Source organism: Collinsella sp. AF19-1LB, assembly GCF_003459655.1.
GTDB lineage: Bacteria > Actinomycetota > Coriobacteriia > Coriobacteriales > Coriobacteriaceae > Collinsella.
In genome coordinates this window covers 16277-31869 of the sequence record NZ_QRWO01000005.1, presented here as the reverse complement: position 1 = coordinate 31869, position 15593 = coordinate 16277, and the positions used below count along the sequence as shown (strand labels likewise).

At 59.5% G+C, this 15593-nt stretch carries 12 protein-coding genes and 1 pseudogene; 5 read left to right on the top strand and 8 right to left on the bottom strand.

Annotated elements, in window-relative coordinates:
- Positions 1 to 212: 212 nt before the first annotated feature.
- Entirely contained in the window at positions 213 to 1598 is a 1386-nt protein-coding gene (locus DWX39_RS02365; RefSeq protein ID WP_199411433.1) for a M18 family aminopeptidase, read from the bottom strand.
- Between the two features lie 161 nt (positions 1599 to 1759).
- Here DWX39_RS02365 and DWX39_RS02360 point away from each other — a divergent pair, with 161 nt between their 5' ends.
- From DWX39_RS02360 to DWX39_RS02345, 4 genes are all read left to right on the top strand, one after another.
- Positions 1760 to 2845, top strand: a complete 1086-nt coding sequence (locus tag DWX39_RS02360) for a carcinine hydrolase/isopenicillin-N N-acyltransferase family protein (RefSeq protein WP_117758374.1) — start codon at positions 1760 to 1762, stop codon at positions 2843 to 2845.
- A gap of 139 nt (positions 2846 to 2984) precedes the next feature.
- Positions 2985 to 4064 (top strand): 6-phosphofructokinase, encoded by a 1080-nt coding sequence (locus tag DWX39_RS02355; RefSeq protein ID WP_117758373.1) that lies wholly within the window; start codon positions 2985 to 2987, stop codon positions 4062 to 4064.
- Positions 4065 to 4498: 434 nt separating this feature from the next.
- Positions 4499 to 5437 carry a helix-turn-helix domain-containing protein gene (locus tag DWX39_RS02350; protein ID WP_117758372.1) on the top strand — a complete coding sequence of 313 codons (939 nt, stop codon included), beginning with the start codon at positions 4499 to 4501 and terminating at the stop codon, positions 5435 to 5437.
- A gap of 444 nt (positions 5438 to 5881) precedes the next feature.
- Positions 5882 to 6202, top strand: coding sequence for a multidrug transporter (locus tag DWX39_RS02345; protein WP_117635687.1), 321 nt, complete (start codon positions 5882 to 5884; stop codon positions 6200 to 6202).
- 116 nt (positions 6203 to 6318) lie between these two features.
- Here the strand turns inward: DWX39_RS02345 and DWX39_RS02340 are convergent, their stop codons facing one another.
- Both DWX39_RS02340 and DWX39_RS02335 read right to left on the bottom strand, forming a co-directional pair.
- The gene (locus DWX39_RS02340) at positions 6319 to 9084 is read right to left on the bottom strand and encodes an FtsX-like permease family protein (RefSeq protein ID WP_233508859.1); all 2766 of its coding nucleotides are present in this window, start codon (positions 9082 to 9084) and stop codon (positions 6319 to 6321) included.
- Between the two features lie 5 nt (positions 9085 to 9089).
- Entirely contained in the window at positions 9090 to 9791 is a 702-nt protein-coding gene (locus DWX39_RS02335; RefSeq protein WP_117758371.1) for an ABC transporter ATP-binding protein, read from the bottom strand.
- A 109-nt stretch (positions 9792 to 9900) separates the two neighbouring features.
- On the opposite strand from DWX39_RS02335, the pseudogene DWX39_RS11335 reads away from it, so the two are divergent.
- Positions 9901 to 10041, top strand: a pseudogene (locus DWX39_RS11335) (hypothetical protein); the annotation flags it as partial.
- A 162-nt stretch (positions 10042 to 10203) separates the two neighbouring features.
- Here the strand turns inward: DWX39_RS11335 and DWX39_RS02325 are convergent.
- The 5 genes from DWX39_RS02325 to DWX39_RS02305 all read right to left on the bottom strand — a co-directional run bounded on the left by DWX39_RS02325 (position 10204) and on the right by DWX39_RS02305 (position 15580).
- On the bottom strand, positions 10204 to 10878 hold the full coding sequence (locus DWX39_RS02325; RefSeq protein WP_117629922.1) for a TIGR00266 family protein: 675 nt from the start codon (positions 10876 to 10878) through the stop codon (positions 10204 to 10206).
- A gap of 148 nt (positions 10879 to 11026) precedes the next feature.
- Positions 11027 to 11527: an ATP-binding protein gene (locus DWX39_RS02320; protein WP_117758369.1), complete on the bottom strand. Its 501-nt coding sequence runs from the start codon at positions 11525 to 11527 to the stop codon at positions 11027 to 11029.
- 196 nt (positions 11528 to 11723) lie between these two features.
- Positions 11724 to 12299, bottom strand: coding sequence for a methylated-DNA--[protein]-cysteine S-methyltransferase (locus DWX39_RS02315; protein WP_233508860.1), 576 nt, complete (start codon positions 12297 to 12299; stop codon positions 11724 to 11726).
- Positions 12300 to 12992: 693 nt separating this feature from the next.
- Positions 12993 to 14018 carry an aspartate-semialdehyde dehydrogenase gene (locus DWX39_RS02310; protein ID WP_117758367.1) on the bottom strand — a complete coding sequence of 342 codons (1026 nt, stop codon included), beginning with the start codon at positions 14016 to 14018 and terminating at the stop codon, positions 12993 to 12995.
- Between the two features lie 173 nt (positions 14019 to 14191).
- Positions 14192 to 15580: an aspartate kinase gene (locus DWX39_RS02305; protein WP_117758366.1), complete on the bottom strand. Its 1389-nt coding sequence runs from the start codon at positions 15578 to 15580 to the stop codon at positions 14192 to 14194.
- Between the last annotated feature and the right edge of the window lie 13 nt (positions 15581 to 15593).

Below are 15593 nucleotides of genomic sequence, written 5' to 3'. Positions count from 1 at the left end.
TCCTCCTTAATACTTCAAAATATCATAAAGCTCTATGGTAGATACGTAAAGCATGTATAGCATTTATAAGCATTAGCCGTACTCTGTACACAAAAAGCCGCCGAGGCGCACTGCACCTCGGCGGCCACGTATCGCAGATCTAGTTCGGTTTCACCCTTTGCATTCGCCCAGATAAAACCTGCCAAAATAAACCTGTCCCTTTTTGGCAGGTTTTAGAGTTCCACGCTTTCGGCGCCGTTGATGGTCAGGTCACGCTCGTAGAAGGCGGTGAGGGCGCGGATGGCGTACATTACGTCGCGCACGCCGCCGGTCTCGTAGCTCGAGTGCATGGCAAGCTGCGGCAGGCCCACGTCCACGGCATGCATGCTCGCCTGCATATTGGACAGATTGCCCAGGGTAGAACCGCCGGCCATATCGCTCTTGTTGGCAAAGGCCTGCGTGGGCACGTCGGCGTCATCGCAGATAGCCTGGAACACCGCGCGGCTAAAGGCATCGGTGCAATAGTGCTGGTTGGCTGCCTCCTTGATGACGATGCCGCCGTTGAGCACCACCTGGTTGCGGGCATCGCACTTCTCGGCGTGGTTGGGGTGCACGGCATGCGCGTTGTCGCAGCTCACGAGCATCGAAGCGGCAAGCGCACGGTGGTACGACTCGTCGTCAAAGCCCAGCGAGCCGTTAATGCGGCGCAGCGCGTCGACCAAGAACGTCGACATGGCGCCCTGCTTGGTCTCGGAGCCAACCTCCTCATTATCAAAGCAGCAAAAGACCGACACGTCGTGCGCGTTCTCGGCACCCAAAAATGCCTGCAGCGAGGTGTAGGCGCAGGCCAGGTCGTCGAGCTTGGGCGTCGAGATAAACTCGTCGGCCCAGCCCCAAATGCGCGCATCCTGACGATTGACCAGGAACAGATCGCGGCCCAAAATCTGCTCGGGCTCAACGTCCAGCTCGTCGGCGATCAGGGCGTCAAAGTCGCCCTGCTTAAGGTCACCGGCGCTGATGAGCGGGCACAGGTCGATGGCTCGGTTGGGCGCAAAGCCCTCGTTAACGCCACGATTCATATGGATGGCAAGGCTCGGAATGATGGCAACTTCGCGCTCGGTAGCGAGCAAGCGGCTCTCGATACGGTCGCCCTCGCGCACCAGCACGCGGCCCGCAAGTGCCAGCGGGCGATCGAACCAGGTGTAGTCGATCATGCCGCCGTAGGCCTCGGTGTTCAGGCGCAGCGTCTCGCCCGCGCCGTCGAGCTCGGGCACGGCCTTAACCTTAAACGTCGGCGAATCGCTGTGTGACGCCGTGAGTTGAAAATGATAGTCGCCGGCAACGCCGTCCTCGCCCCACGTAGCGGCCAGGTCTTCGCCCACCTTAAAAGCGATGACGCTAGAGGTATTGCGCTGCGTGTAATAACGCCCGCCCGGCTCGATATCCCACGCTGCATTCTCGGGCAGGTAGGTAAAGCCCGCCTCGTCGAGCTCGGCCATAATGGTCGCCGCCGTATGAAACATGCTGGGGCATGCCTCGATAAAGTCGATAAGGTCGTTGGCAGCCTCGATATCGTCGGCCGTCACATGCGCGCGCTCGGGCGCTTCCTGATCCGTCATGCTCTCCCCTTTCGCTGGGCTGATGATCCCCTCCAGCATACCCCGCCACGCCAGCGCCGCACTCTTCATTCCGTGCTAAATTCCGCGCCGCTCACCAAGTTGAGCCATCATGCCCGCGCTCCTTTTGCGACAGTTGCACTAACAGGACGAGAGGAGTCGTCATGAAGCCACGTAACATTGCCATCGCCTGCGGTGTCGCGGGAGCCGCCGTCGGCCTTGCCGCTGCCACCGGCATCGTTTACCGCAAGCAAATCAAGTCCGTCGCGTCGCTCAAACGCTTGACCGGCTACGCGGATGGCTATGACCTGTACGCAATCGACATTGCCTACGACTACGATCTTGATCGCATCATCGCCGCTGGCGTGCGCGACGACCAGGCCTACATCGATGCCGTGGTGGCGCAGGTGCTGCCCGGTGTGCCGGCACATGTCCAGGCGCCCCAGTTTGCCTGCAGCGCTTTTGTCGCCGTAGATGCCGAAGGCCGCGTGCGCACCGGTCGCAATTACGACTTTAAGGACGACACCTCGGCGCTGCTGGTGCGCAATCACCCGCGCGACGGCTACGCCTCCATCGGCTTTGCGGCCCTTAACAACCTGGGCGATAACACTCCGCTTGACTCCGTCGCCGGACGCGCCGCCGCACTCATGGGCCCGTTTGCCCAGCTCGATGGTGTTAACGAATGTGGCGTGTCCATTGCCGTACTCACCCTGGATTCCAAGCCCTGTGACCATGACACGCAACGCCCCGTCATCAATACCTCGCTCGCCATCCGTCTGGTGCTCGACCGTGCCGCCACCACGCAAGAAGCTGTCGACCTGCTTTCCGCCTACGACATGCACGCCATGGCAGGACGCGATTACCACTTCTTTGTCAACGACGCCGCCGGTGACGCGCGGGTGGTGGAGTGGGATCCGCGCGATCCGGACCGCACTTTCAAAGCGACTCCTGTGCGCCAGGTTACGAACTTCTATGCCTGCTATGACGACGAAGTGCTGCCCAACCAAAAGAATGGCGAGCTGGGCCATGGTAAAGAGCGCGCCGTCGCAATCGCCGATGTCCTTGACGCCCATGTCGGTGCCCAAGACGAGGCAGTCGCTTGGAAGGCCCTGCGCGCTGCGGCGCAAGAGCCCAATCCGGAAGACATCACCAGCAACACGCAGTGGTCGGTCGTCTTCGACAACACCGAGCCCGCTGCCGCCATCACGCTGCGCCGCCACTGGGGCAACGTCGATGCCTTCGCACTGTAAGGAGCCAGGCCCGTCGGCCTTACGTTCCCTGACGTTGCTTACATTTCTATACATTTGAGCTAACACGTTTTACCCCTGTATCAACAGTGTGCGGGGGTAAACTTATGCGCATGTTATAACTTGCCCGGAAGGATTCATCATGCTCAGGATCGGTCTTCTTACCAGTGGCGGCGACTGCCAGGCGCTCAACGCCACCATGCGCGGCATCGTCAAAACACTCATGACCAATAGCGAAGAGCCTATCGAGATCTACGGTTTTGAGGACGGCTACCAGGGCCTTATCTACAGCAGGTTCCGCGTCATGACGCCCGCCGATTTTAGCGGTATCCTCACCCGCGGCGGCACCATCCTGGGCACGAGCCGTACGCCGTTCAAGCGCCTGGATACTCCCGAGGCCGACGGCGTCGAGAAGGTGCCCGCGATGGTCCACACCTATCACAAGTTGCAGCTCGACTGCCTGTTTATGCTGGGCGGTAACGGCTCCACCAAGACCGCCAACCGCCTGCGCGAAGAGGGCCTCAACGTTATCGCCCTGCCCAAGACCATCGATAACGACACCTGGGGCACCGAGCTGACGTTTGGTTTTACAAGCGCCATCGACGTCGCCACCAAGTGTATCGACGACATCCACACCACCGCTTCGAGCCATGGACGCGTGTTTGTCATCGAGATCATGGGCCACAAGGTCGGTTGGATTCCGCTGTATGCCGGCGTCGCGGGCGGCGCGGACGTCATCCTGATTCCCGAGATCCCCTACGACATGGACAACGTCATCAAGACCATCGAGCATCGCATGGAGACCGGCAGCCGCTTTACCATCGTAGCCGTCGCCGAGGGCGCTATCTCCAAGGAGGACGCGGCGCTGCCCAAGAAGGAGTACAAGAAAAAGTTCGCCGAGCGCACGAGTCCGTCGATCGTCTACGACATCGCCAAGGAGATCGAGGCCAAGACTGGTCGCGAGGCCCGCGTCGCCATCCCCGGCCACACGCAGCGCGGCGGCCAACCCGACGCCCAGGACCGCATCTTTGCGACCCAGTGCGGCGTCGAGGCGGCACTGGGGTGCCTACGCGGCGAGTTTGGCTACATGATTGCCCTGCGTGACGGCAAGATGTGCCACATGCCGCTCGAGGAGGTCGCCGGCAAGCTCAAGTTTGTCGACCCCCAGAGCGACCTGGTGCGCGAGGCCAAGGCGTTGGGCATCAGCTTCGGCGACGAATAGCCTCGGCTGGAATCCACCCCATCGGGCCCTCCGACCCCGCCCGACGTATTTCGATTTGGCTCCTCCCTTGACTCCGTCAAAGGTCGCCAATCGAAATCGTCGGGCGGGGTCGGAGGGCCCTGCGTTTACATACTCGCCGGGGCTATTCGTCTTCTTGCTGCGGGTGCCTGGTCTGAAATTAAGTTGCGGTGAAATAGTTCCCGCTTAGCCCGCAAATGGCTGAATCTAGAAACTATTCCACCGTAACTTACTGAGTGGGGACTCTTGGCTGCTACTTGCACTGACATTTGTCCTAAAATGGCTGGTCGTTAGGGGTTGCTACCGGTAGTTGCGGTAGGGTTGGGGCAGATTCTAACTAGAAATGGTGGTCGCTACCGGTTGTTCTCGGCATACTCGGCTCATTCGATTACGGTCACCACATGAAAGGAACTGTCATGGATCTTGCGATGGCACAGCGGCTCGTCGATCGCCGCAAGGCTGCCGGGCTTTCTCAGGAGGCGCTTGCCGCCCAGCTGGGTGTGAGTCGTCAGGCTGTCAGTAAATGGGAGCGCAGCGAATCCTCTCCCGATACCGATAACCTTATTGCGCTCGCCGCGCTGTATGGCGTGTCGCTGGATGAGCTGCTGTATGGGGAGGCGGTGGATAGCACTGACGACTCGCAGGCTGATGATGAGGCGCAGAACAGCAACGCCGGCACCAAAGCTTCAGATAAGGCTGAGGAGGCTGAGGCTTCTACTGAACACGCTGATTGCAGCGATAAGCCACTTGTCGATATTTCCCTCGCGCGCGGTATCCACGTCATTGATCCCAATAAAGGCGAGGAAGTCCATGTTGGTTGGAGCGGCATCCATGTGACCAACGAGCGCAAGGGCGAAGAGGTGCATGTGGGGCCGGACGGCGTGCATATCGATACGCTTGAGGACGATGGACATAGCGTACGCACCAATGATGACGGCACCGTCACCATCGACGGCGAGACGTTTTCCAGCTGGAAGGAAGCACACGACAAGCTCGACCATCACGGCAAGCATTTCCACACCAAGGTCGGACGTGCATGGAACAAGTTCCCCTTCCCTGCGCTTGTCGCCCTCGCCTATCTGGTGCTCGGCATTGTCTACGGCACATGGGCTACGGGACTCTTCCTCGTCTTTCTGATTCCCGTCTATTACGCGCTTGGCGACTTTATCGACCAACGCCACTTATCTAAGCTGATCGAGGTCATCTACCCGGCAGCCGCCATCGCTTGGTTCCTCTACATGTGGCTCTGTTTGGGACAGCCCCATCCTGCATGGATCATCCTCATCACGATTCCCGTCATCAAAGCGCTCATGCGCTGGTGCCGCAAACAATGGAAGCACCGCCAACAGGCCTAACACGCTCCGACCCACCAGCACCCAACCACCCCCGCCCTTCTCCTAAGTTGCGGTGAGATAGGGACTGTTTTGAAGCTCCAAAGCGCCAAACAGTCCGTATATCACCGCAACCTACAAACAACTGGGTCAGTTCCGGCACGGAGATTAGCATTGAGCTGACCACGCGCCAAGAAAAGGGCCTATTTACTACGTTTAACTCGAGAGGGCCGACCATACCCGCCTTTTCCGAATATTTGCAAGCCCTCTACCTGCGGTTTTAATTTCATAATCTTTGTCATGGTCGAGGGTGTGGTAGCAAACGTAGTAGATAGGCCCGTTTTGCGGCATACGACCTATTCAAGCCCAATCTCGAAGGCTGGAGAAAGCCCTTCATCCACGCCTGTGAGCGAAAACCAAATAGAATGAAAGGCAAATGGAAAAGCCCGTTTAACGAGCGGAGGACATATGCGCGACGTAGCCGAAAGCGACTGGAAGCTGTTTAAGAAAATGCTTCCTCAATGGCAAGAACGTTATATGGAAAAGCTCATCGGCCAGTATGTTGAGATACTGAACGGCGACAGTGAAGCGTCCAGTAGATTTTGGGCACTAGAAGAGCGCCTCAATAGAGACAAGCTGTCCTCAGGCGTAATTGCAAACGACATTCGCCGCAGCACAATGCACCGCGAGATAGCCAATTTGCTTATCGACAGCGTGATCACCCTTGACGACCTTGACGGTTTTACCGAGGACATTAAGAGCTATGCGCAACACTGGATTGGCCAGTAAGAGCACTGAACGACAGACATCCCCAGCAAAACGGGGCAAACGCCGGGCCACCTAATGGTTGTCCGGCGTTTGCGCAGATAAAACCTGCCAAAATAAACCTGTCCCTTTTTGGCAGGTCACTCGGCGCTCTTGAGGGCGCCGACCATGTCGATCTTGTTGAGGGTACGATTGGTGGCTAGGTTGACGATAAACGTAAAGCCAAAGGAAAGCACCACGGCGAGCACGTAGCTTAGCGGCTCGACTTCGACGTCAAAGTACAGCGACGGCATCTGCAAAATGTACGTAAAACTCTCGGCCAGCAAGCCGCCCAGTGGCACGCCCAGCGCGGCGCCAATTGCCGTGAGGATCAACGTCTCCTTGTTGACGTAATGGTGCACCTCGCCACGGCGGAAGCCCAGCACCTTGATGGTCGCCAGCTCGCGTTCGCGCTCGGAGATATTCGTGTTGGACAGCGTAAACACCACCACAAACGACAGGCATGCCGCCATAAAAGTCACGAGCACCACGACCGAATTGATGATCGCAAAGTTCGCCTCGTAGTTCTGCCAATGTTCGGCCGTGCTCGAGATGGTGAGCCAACCGTCGCTCTTAAGCTTCTTGCTAAACGCAATCTGGTCGGCCGACGAGCCCTTAAGCAGCACAAAGACGCCGTTGAGGCGTGCGCTTCGACCGAACGCGCGCTCATAGGTGCCCTGCGTCATGTAAAGCGTGTTGCCAAGATAGTTAAGCGAAATGTCACTGACTTTGACCTTGGCAACATTGAGCGACGAATCCTGGACGTATGCCGTATCGCCCGGCTGAATCCCCAGCACCAGCTGTGAACTCTTACTCAGATACACGTCTCCGTCACGCAAAGACAGCGGCTCTTTGGACTCGTCCTCGAGGCGCACATAGTCGTCCAGGTCGTTCGTGCGGTCATCGGGCACCACGATCAGCTGCACGGTCTCGCTCTTGCCGCCAAACGTAAAGGTGACGTTGTCGGTCATAATCGGCAGCGTCGAAGTCACGGTCACGTTGGAATCATTGGCCGCGCTGCGCTCATCCAACGCCGCGCACGTCTGCGTAAAGTCATCGGGGTTGGCGACCGCCAGCAAGTCATAACGCGTGATATGCCCGTACTGTTTGGGCGAAAGCGCCACCGACGTATCGCGAATACCCATACCGCAGATCACAAGCGCGGTGCAACCCGCGATGCCAAAGATGGTCATAAAGGCACGCTTTTTGTAACGGAACAGGTTGCGCGCAGCCACCTTGTTCAAAAAGCCCATGCGGCGCCAGATAAAGCCGATGCGCTCGAGCAGAATGCGCGAGCCGGCGCGCGGGGCCTTGGGGCGCATGAGCGAGGCCGGGGTCTCGGCCATCTCGTGGCGGCAGGCGATAATTGTGGCGCCCACCACGCCCACGGCAAACAGCGCCACCGAGACGATCGAGGACACGATGTCGTACGAAAGCAGCATCTGGGGCAGCGAGTACATGTCGTCGAACACCGTAAACAGGAACAGCGGCAGGCCCACAAAGCCGATGATATTGCCGAGCACGCCGCCAATCAGGCACGCCCACAGCGCATAGTCCACGTATTTGGACAGGATGCGCTCGCGCGAGTAGCCGAGCGCCTTGTACAGGCCAATGAGCGTGCGCTCCTCCTCGACCATACGCGTGGCGGTGGTGAGGCTGATGAGCACGGCGACGATAAAGAAGATGAACGGGAACACCGTCGCAATAGCCTCAATTGACGAGCTATCGCTCTCCACGCTTGAGTAGCTTGCGATATTGTCGCGGTCCTGGATGTACCACGTGCATTCACCCAAATCGGAAAGCTCGGCGCGGGCATCGGCAAACTGCTGGTCGGCGGCGGCGCGGCGCTGATCCAGGTCGGCCTGAGCCTGGACGCGTTCCTCGCTGCCCTGGGCCATGCGATTGATGTTGTCCTGCTCAATCCCAAAGAGCATATTCGCCTGGCGCTCGGCCGCATCCAAGCTTGCCGGCGTGTCGACTGTCAGTTCCTGAGCGCGCGCCTTCTCACGCTCCTCGCGGATCTTCTCTATATTGCCCTTGACCTTGTTGATCTTTGCCGCGTAGGCATCCGAATAGGAGTTGAGGCTCTTGGCTCCTTCGACGACTACGTGGACTGCGGAATAGGACGACGACGTCGCGGCGTCCTCGCTCACATAGAACTTATAGTCCGCCGCCGAAGCAGCGCGAAAGGCGTTGACTGTCGAGTCGGAGCTCACATCAGTGGGATCGAGGACCTCGGCCGTAATGGTGTAATCGCCCGCGGCAAACTGATCCTTGGCGCTTTGGTTCGACGAGCTCGCGTCATTGGCGGCAAAACTCACCGTATCGCCGAGCTTTTTGCCCGAAGCCTTCAGGAACTTCGAAGTCACCGCGACTTCATCGGCGCTCTCGGGCAAATCGCCGTTCACGAGCACCGGCTGATCGATGTTCTCCTTGGAGAGACTTTGCACGACCACGCGCTCGCGCGTTGTGCCCACGGCGGTGTAGGCGGTCTCGGCGTAGATGCCCTCGGCCGTTTCGACGCCATCGACCTCTTGGATGGCGTCGAGATCATCGTCAGTCAGGCCATAGGTCGACTGCACGTTAATGTCATAGACATTTTGCTGGTCGAAGTAGGCGTCGACCGAATCGCACAGATCCTCGCAACCCGCCTTGAGGCCGCACATCACGCTCACGCCGAGCGCGGTGATGACCACGATAGATAGGAAGCGCTTAAGACTGCCGCGGATTGTGCGGTAGATGCCACGGCGAAATACCGTCGGCACCATATCGTTTGAGCTTTGGGCGGTACGGTAGGTCGCGAACTCCCGGTCGCGGCCCGCGTGCTCCGTATCGTGGTTTTGGCTGTTTTGGCGGTCCTGGTCCATGGGCGCTACCACTCGATTGTCTCGATAGACACGGGATTTTGCTGGACCGTCTCGCTCTCCACGCGGCCGCTCTTAAAGCGGATCAGGCGATCGGCCATGGGCGCCAGCGCAGAGTTGTGGGTGATGATAATGACCGTAATGCCCTGCTTGCGACAGGTGTCCTGCAGCAGCTGCAAGATCTGCTTGCCGGTTTTGTAGTCGAGGGCGCCCGTGGGCTCGTCGCATAGAAGCAGCTTGGGGTTTTTGGCCAGCGCGCGGGCAATGGACACACGCTGCTGCTCGCCGCCCGATAGCTGCGCGGGGAAGTTAGCAAGGCGGTCGCCCAGGCCAACCTGGCAAAGCGTTTGCTCGGCATCGAGCGAATCGGGGCAGATTTGCGCCGCAAGCTCAACATTTTCGAGCGCCGTCAGGTTGGGGACCAGATTGTAGAACTGGAAGACAAAGCCGACGTCGGCGCGGCGGTATTCCACGAGCTGCGCCTCGTTAGCGGAGCTCACATCGCGCCCGTCCACCGTCACGGTGCCGGAAGTCGCCGTATCCATGCCACCCAGAATGTTGAGCGCCGTGGTTTTACCGGCGCCCGAAGCGCCCAAGATAATGGCAAGCTCGCCACGCTCAACGGTAAAGCTCGCGCCGTCGAGCGCGTGAATGCGGGCATCGCCCTCGCCGTATGCTTTGATGACGTCTTTAAATTCGATATAGGCCATCGATCGGTTCCCATCTGGTCGGATAACTCTTTAGTATTACCCATTTCGCACCTATCAAAAAGAGACAGGTTTATTTTGGCAGGTTTTATATGGGGAAACGTACCTCTTTGGGGGCAGCGCGGGACGCGCAGGGGCGGCCGTGCAGATCGGCACAGCCGTCTCACGTGGAATCGACCGACGCCTGCCTTTCCGTGACACCGGCAACTCGTTTTTGCTTGTTGGCATGGCCGCCATTATGCCTTGGGACTGAGCACTCAAATTCTCACTCCTCATTGCCACGCTTGCCGCAAGCTATCAGGGTGACGAGATGACGACGCTCGCTGTAGCAGCGCAGCCACACTCTATAAGCGAGGCGTTTGCCAGCAAAAAAGCGCGCGACAGGGTAAGCCCGCCGCGCGCTATCCTATGCGGACTAGTTATTGTTGTTGGTCATCGAGGCCACTGCTGCCGCAAGATTGGAAATGGGCATCGTCTGCAACCAGATGCGACCGGGACCGGTGAGCACGGTGTTGAACACGCCCTCGCCACCAAACATGATGTTTTTGACGCCCTTGACCATTTGAGCGTCGATGCTCACGGTCTCCTCAAAGCCGGCCACGTTGCCGGTATCCACAATCATCTGCTGGCCAGCAGCGAGCTCGTACTCAACCAGGTCGCCGTCGATCTCGGCAAAAGCAACACCCGAGCCCGTGAGCTTCTGCATGATAAAGCCCTCGCCGCCAAAGACGCCGGCCTTTGCCTTCTTGTTAAAGTGAATGCTCAACTCGACGCCACTTTCCGCGGCAAGGAACGAACGCTTCTGCAAAATCCAGCTCTTGCCCGGACCGATCTCGATTGGCACGATGCGGCCGGGGAAGCAGGAGCCAAACGCGATCATGCCATCGCCACGCGCGGTCCAAATGTTTTGGAACAATGCCTCACCCGAAAAAGCCTTGGAGAACATCTTGCCGATGCCACCGCCCGAGGTAGACATTTCCATGTTGGGGGTCATCCAAGCCATGGCGCCGCTTTCGGTGATCATGGATTCGCCATCGCTAAGGTTGCATGTAACAACCGGGAAAGCCCCTCCGCCGATCTCGTACTGCATGACCGTCTCCTTTCCACTCAGGAGCCGAATAACGATGCCTATATTTTAGCAGGTAGAGATGCATATGTTCACACCGCCCATGCCCTCTCCTGCGGACGTTTCCCCAGATAAAACCTGCCAAAATAAACCTGTTCCTTTTTGGCAGGTTTTAAAGGCAAACGGTGAAGGTGATCTGGTTGCCGTGACCGGATACGGTGGCGGCGCCTCCATGGGCCTCGGCGATGGCACGCACCACGGACAGGCCCACGCCCGAGCCACCCGTCTTGGAGCTGCGCGACGCATCCGCACGATAGAAGCGATCGAACAATCGGTCCAGGTCGCCCTCGGGCAGCTCGTCCACGGCGTTCGATACGACAAGCTCGGCGGCGCCCTTGCCTTTGCCGTGCGAAACGGCGCACAGGCTCAGCTCAATCACGCTGCCCTCGCTCGCATAGCGCGTGGCGTTGTCCAGTAGCAACTCAACCACCTGCGCCACCGCCGCGGCATCGGCATGGGTCCGCACGCCGGTCGCAATCGACGTCGACAGGCGCTTACCGCCTGAGACCACCACCGACTTAAACGGCGCCGCCGCCTTGTTCACCGCCTCCGAAAGATCGATCGACGCCATGGTAAAGCCCGCCGAGCCCTCGTCCATGCATGCCAAGAACACCAAGCGCTCCGTGAGCGCCGATAATAGCGCACCCGCACTCGCCTTAGTGCTGCCTTAGCAGGTCGATGAGCATATTTAAAAAAGCAAGGTTATAGCTTAGTCGGACTTAAGGAACGGGCGGCTTCACATCTCGCCCTGCAAACAACGCCCGTACAGCGAGCGCGCTTGCCGCATGGGCGTTGCGGCCGCCTGCAGCTTATAGATAGGCACCCTCGAGGCGCAGCAGCCACTCCTTGCGATCCAGTCCACCGGCGTATCCGTTGAGCGATCCGTCGGCCGCGACCACGCGATGGCACGGCACGATAATCGAAATAGGGTTGCGAGCGACCGCAGCCCCCACCGCGCGAGGAGATACAACGGGCGCTTCATTTCCCGGCACACGATGTCGAGCCGCAACACGCTGGGCAATCTCGCCATACGTAGCGACCTCGCCACGCGGAATTGAAAGTAGCTCAAACCAAACCTCACGCTGAAACGCCGTGCCAATCAAATGCAACGGCGGCGTAAACCGAGGCTCCTGCCCCGCAAAATAGGCGTTGAGCCAAGCCCAAGAACGCTCTAGCACCGAAGAAGCCGCGCCATTGGCCGGATTTACCGTCTGCATGCCCCCGGCACCCGAAACTGCATCGGTGCCCTCAACGTATTCGGCGCTTTCTTTAAGAAGCGTGGAACCAAAGTGCTCCTGCCCCTCAAACCAAAGCCCCGTCAGACCGCGGCCATCAGCGGCAAGCAAGATTTCGCCCAAAGGCGAAGCAAACGTCGTCGTGACCACCAGCGGCTCCCTTCAAAACTCCGCAACATAATACCGCGAATTGTACAGACAACCCCGCAGATACGTCTGGGCGGGCTCGCAATTACTTAAGCGAGACTGTTTTCCCTAATCAAGCGAAAAAGACGCAGGGCATCGACACCAGAGCGGTACCCCTGTCAGCCGAGCTCTAATACTTTCCCGAGAAGTGAACGAGTAAAAACGAAGCCCCGGAGCATCCACACCTTTAGACCATAAAACCGCAGGATTCGCGCAGCAAAACCACAGGAAATAGCGGTCAAAATATGCCAATGCTTCGGGGGTCCAAATAAGGTCGTTCACTTCTCGGGAAAGTATTAGACCCCGATTCGCACCAACCCCAAAGTCATCCCAGGCAGCAGGCGCAACGCGCCGCAGCTGCCGGCCGCGCCCCACAGTCCCCCAAGACGGCAGGCGCAAAGCGCCGAGGCCGCCGCCGGGACCAGGGCCCGCAACAACCACGTGCCCCCACATCAGCCCAGCGGCCCCAACCAACAACGGCCCCATCGTGGGCAGCTCGCAGCAACGTCACCGCAGGCGGGGGCCGGGCTTGGTTTTCAGAACACTCCGCAGACCAGTGTGGCGCCTTGTCCGCGGCTCCGAAGGAGCAGGACAAGGCGCCACACATGGTCGAGGACGTTCTGAAAACCAAGCCCGGCCCCCGCCGGACAGGTCAAACTACTCGCAGAGCAGCTTAGCGATCTGGACGGCGTTGGTTGCCGCGCCCTTACGGATTTGGTCGCCGCAGCACCAGAAGGTGATACCGCGCACGGCCTCGGGGTTCGAGATGTCGCGACGCACGCGGCCGACCCAAATCAGGTCCTGGTCGGACGTATCCATCGGCATGGGGAAGCGATCGTGCGCATCCTCGGCGCTCATATCGTCAACCAGCTTCACGCCCGGAGCGGCAGCCAGCGCAGCACGGGCCTCCTCAACCGTAATGTCGCGCTCAAACTCGAGCGTAATGCTCTCGGAGTGCGAACGCAGCACGGGCACGCGTACGCAGGTGCAGTTCACGCGCAGCTCGGGCAGGTGCATGATCTTGCGACCCTCGTTCTGCAGCTTCATCTCCTCGGAGGTAAAGCCCTCCTCCTTGACGCCGCCAATCTGCGGAATCAGGTTACTCGCCAGCTGGGCGGCAAATGCACGCGGCTCGGGAATCTCCTCGCCGCGGCCCAGGGCGGCCAGCTGAGCCTCGAGCTCAGCCATACCGGGAGCGCCGGCACCCGAAGCCGCCTGATACGTCGAGACGATCATGCGCTTCACGCCGGCGAGCTGATGCAGCGGCCACGTGGGAACCAGGCCGATGATAGTCGCGCAGTTGGGATTGGCGACAAGGCCGTGATGCCACTTGATATCGTCGGCATTGATCTCGGGCACGACCAGCGGCACCTCGGGATCCATGCGGAAGGCGTGGCTGTTGTCGACCACAACGGCGCCGCGCTTGACGGCCTCGGGCAGCAGCTCCTTCGCGATATCGTCGCCGGCAGCGCCGAGTACGATGTCGCAACCCTCAAAGGCCTCGGGGCAAGCTTCCTCGATCACAACCTGCTCGCCGCGGAACTCGACGGTCTTGCCCGCAGAGCGCGCGCTCGCTAGCAGCTTGAGCTTGCCAACCGGGAACTCCTGCTCGTTGAGACACTCGAGCATCTGGGTGCCCACGGCTCCCGTCGCGCCCAAAATAGCAACCGTGTACTGTTTCATGCTTCCCCCTTTAAAGGTTGTGGCTTTTGCCCGCACGCCGAGCAGGCTGAATGTTCTTGCCCAGTGTATACAAAAACGGGACGGGCATGAAACCCGCCCCGTCGAAACGAAACCGAAACGAAACGCCCCGCCGTAGATTTTTTGACATGACCCAAAAATCTACCGAGCAGTCGCTACTTTTTGAGCGCGGCCAGAGCGGGATCAACCGGCGCGGAAGCCTCCAGGTCGGAGACCTTCACAATGCCATTTTCGTCGGAGAAGGCACGGTAAATGGTCCGAATCGCCAGGTCAAAGTCCTTCTCCTCGACACCGATAATGATGTTGATCTCGTCGCAGCTCTGCGAAATCATACGCACGCTCACGCCAGCCTGGCCGAGCATGCCAAACAGATGGCCCGAGATACCTGCACGGCCGCGCAGGTTACGACCGACGGTCGCGATAAGCGCCAGACCCTCAACGACCTCGATCTCGAGCGGCTCGACCTCCTGCTGGATGTCGCCCACGAGTGAGTACAGCGAATCGTGCACATCCTGCTCCTGCACCACGGCGCCAAAGCGGTCGACGCCGGTGGGCATATGCTCGACGGAAACGTCATAGCGCTCGAAGACCGAAAGCGCACGGCGCATAAAGCCAACGCGGGGCTTGGTGCGGTCGCGGGCCACGTTGATGGCGACAAAACCGCGCTTGCCGGTCACGCCGGTAATGATGGGCTCTGCCTCGCCTTCATCAGCCGTCTCGCTAATGATGGTGCCGGGGTCCTGCGGCGCATTGGTGTTCTTGATGACCAGCGGAATGCCCGCCTCGCGCACGGGGAACACGGCCTCCTCGTGCAGGACGCTTGCGCCCATGTACGAAAGCTCGCGCAGCTCCTCGTAAGTAACGCGCGCAATGGGCTGAGCCTCGGGAACAATACGCGGGTCGGCAGAATAGAAGCCCGAGACGTCGGTCCAGTTCTCGTACAGGTCGGCGCCCAGGCACTTGGCCAGAATCGAGCCCGAGATATCGCCGCCGCCACGATCGAGCAGCTTGATCTGGCCATCACGCGTCGCGCCGTAGAAACCGGGCATAACAAAGCCGCCCTGCTGACCGTACTCCTGCACCAGCTCGGAGGTGCGATTCATGCTGAGCGTACCGTCGTGATGGAACGCCACGACCGTCGCGGCATCCAGGAACGGCAGGCCCAGGTACTCGGCCATCAGGCGAGCGGTAAAGTACTCGCCGCGGCTTACGAGCTCCTCAGTAGAGTAGCCACCGGAGCGAGCACGCTCGGCAAAGGCCGCAAACTCTTCGCGGATGGGATAGGTGAGCCCCAGCTCGTCAGCGATATCAAAATAGCGCTGGCCGATGTCCTCGAGCAGCTCCTCGCACGACACGTGGTACTTGACGTGCGCGTTGACCAAGTAGAGCAGATCGGTCACCTTGGTGTCGCCCTTAAAACGGCGACCGCAGGCAGAAACCACCACAAAACGGCGGGCCGGGTCGGCATCGACAATGGCCTTGATCTTCTTAAAGTGTTCGGCGTCGGCGACCGACGAGCCGCCAAACTTGGCAATCTTAATCATGGGCTGGAGGTTA

Coding starts and splice junctions, on each gene's coding strand:
- DWX39_RS02365 (WP_199411433.1), bottom strand. CDS start 1,598: ATGACGGATCAGGAAGCGCCCGAGCGCGCGCATGTGACGGCCGACGAT.
- DWX39_RS02360 (WP_117758374.1), top strand. CDS start 1,760: ATGAAGCCACGTAACATTGCCATCGCCTGCGGTGTCGCGGGAGCCGCC.
- DWX39_RS02355 (WP_117758373.1), top strand. CDS start 2,985: ATGCTCAGGATCGGTCTTCTTACCAGTGGCGGCGACTGCCAGGCGCTC.
- DWX39_RS02350 (WP_117758372.1), top strand. CDS start 4,499: ATGGATCTTGCGATGGCACAGCGGCTCGTCGATCGCCGCAAGGCTGCC.
- DWX39_RS02345 (WP_117635687.1), top strand. CDS start 5,882: ATGCGCGACGTAGCCGAAAGCGACTGGAAGCTGTTTAAGAAAATGCTT.
- DWX39_RS02340 (WP_233508859.1), bottom strand. CDS start 9,084: ATGGACCAGGACCGCCAAAACAGCCAAAACCACGATACGGAGCACGCG.
- DWX39_RS02335 (WP_117758371.1), bottom strand. CDS start 9,791: ATGGCCTATATCGAATTTAAAGACGTCATCAAAGCATACGGCGAGGGC.
- DWX39_RS02325 (WP_117629922.1), bottom strand. CDS start 10,878: ATGCAGTACGAGATCGGCGGAGGGGCTTTCCCGGTTGTTACATGCAAC.
- DWX39_RS02310 (WP_117758367.1), bottom strand. CDS start 14,018: ATGAAACAGTACACGGTTGCTATTTTGGGCGCGACGGGAGCCGTGGGC.
- DWX39_RS02305 (WP_117758366.1), bottom strand. CDS start 15,580: ATGATTAAGATTGCCAAGTTTGGCGGCTCGTCGGTCGCCGACGCCGAA.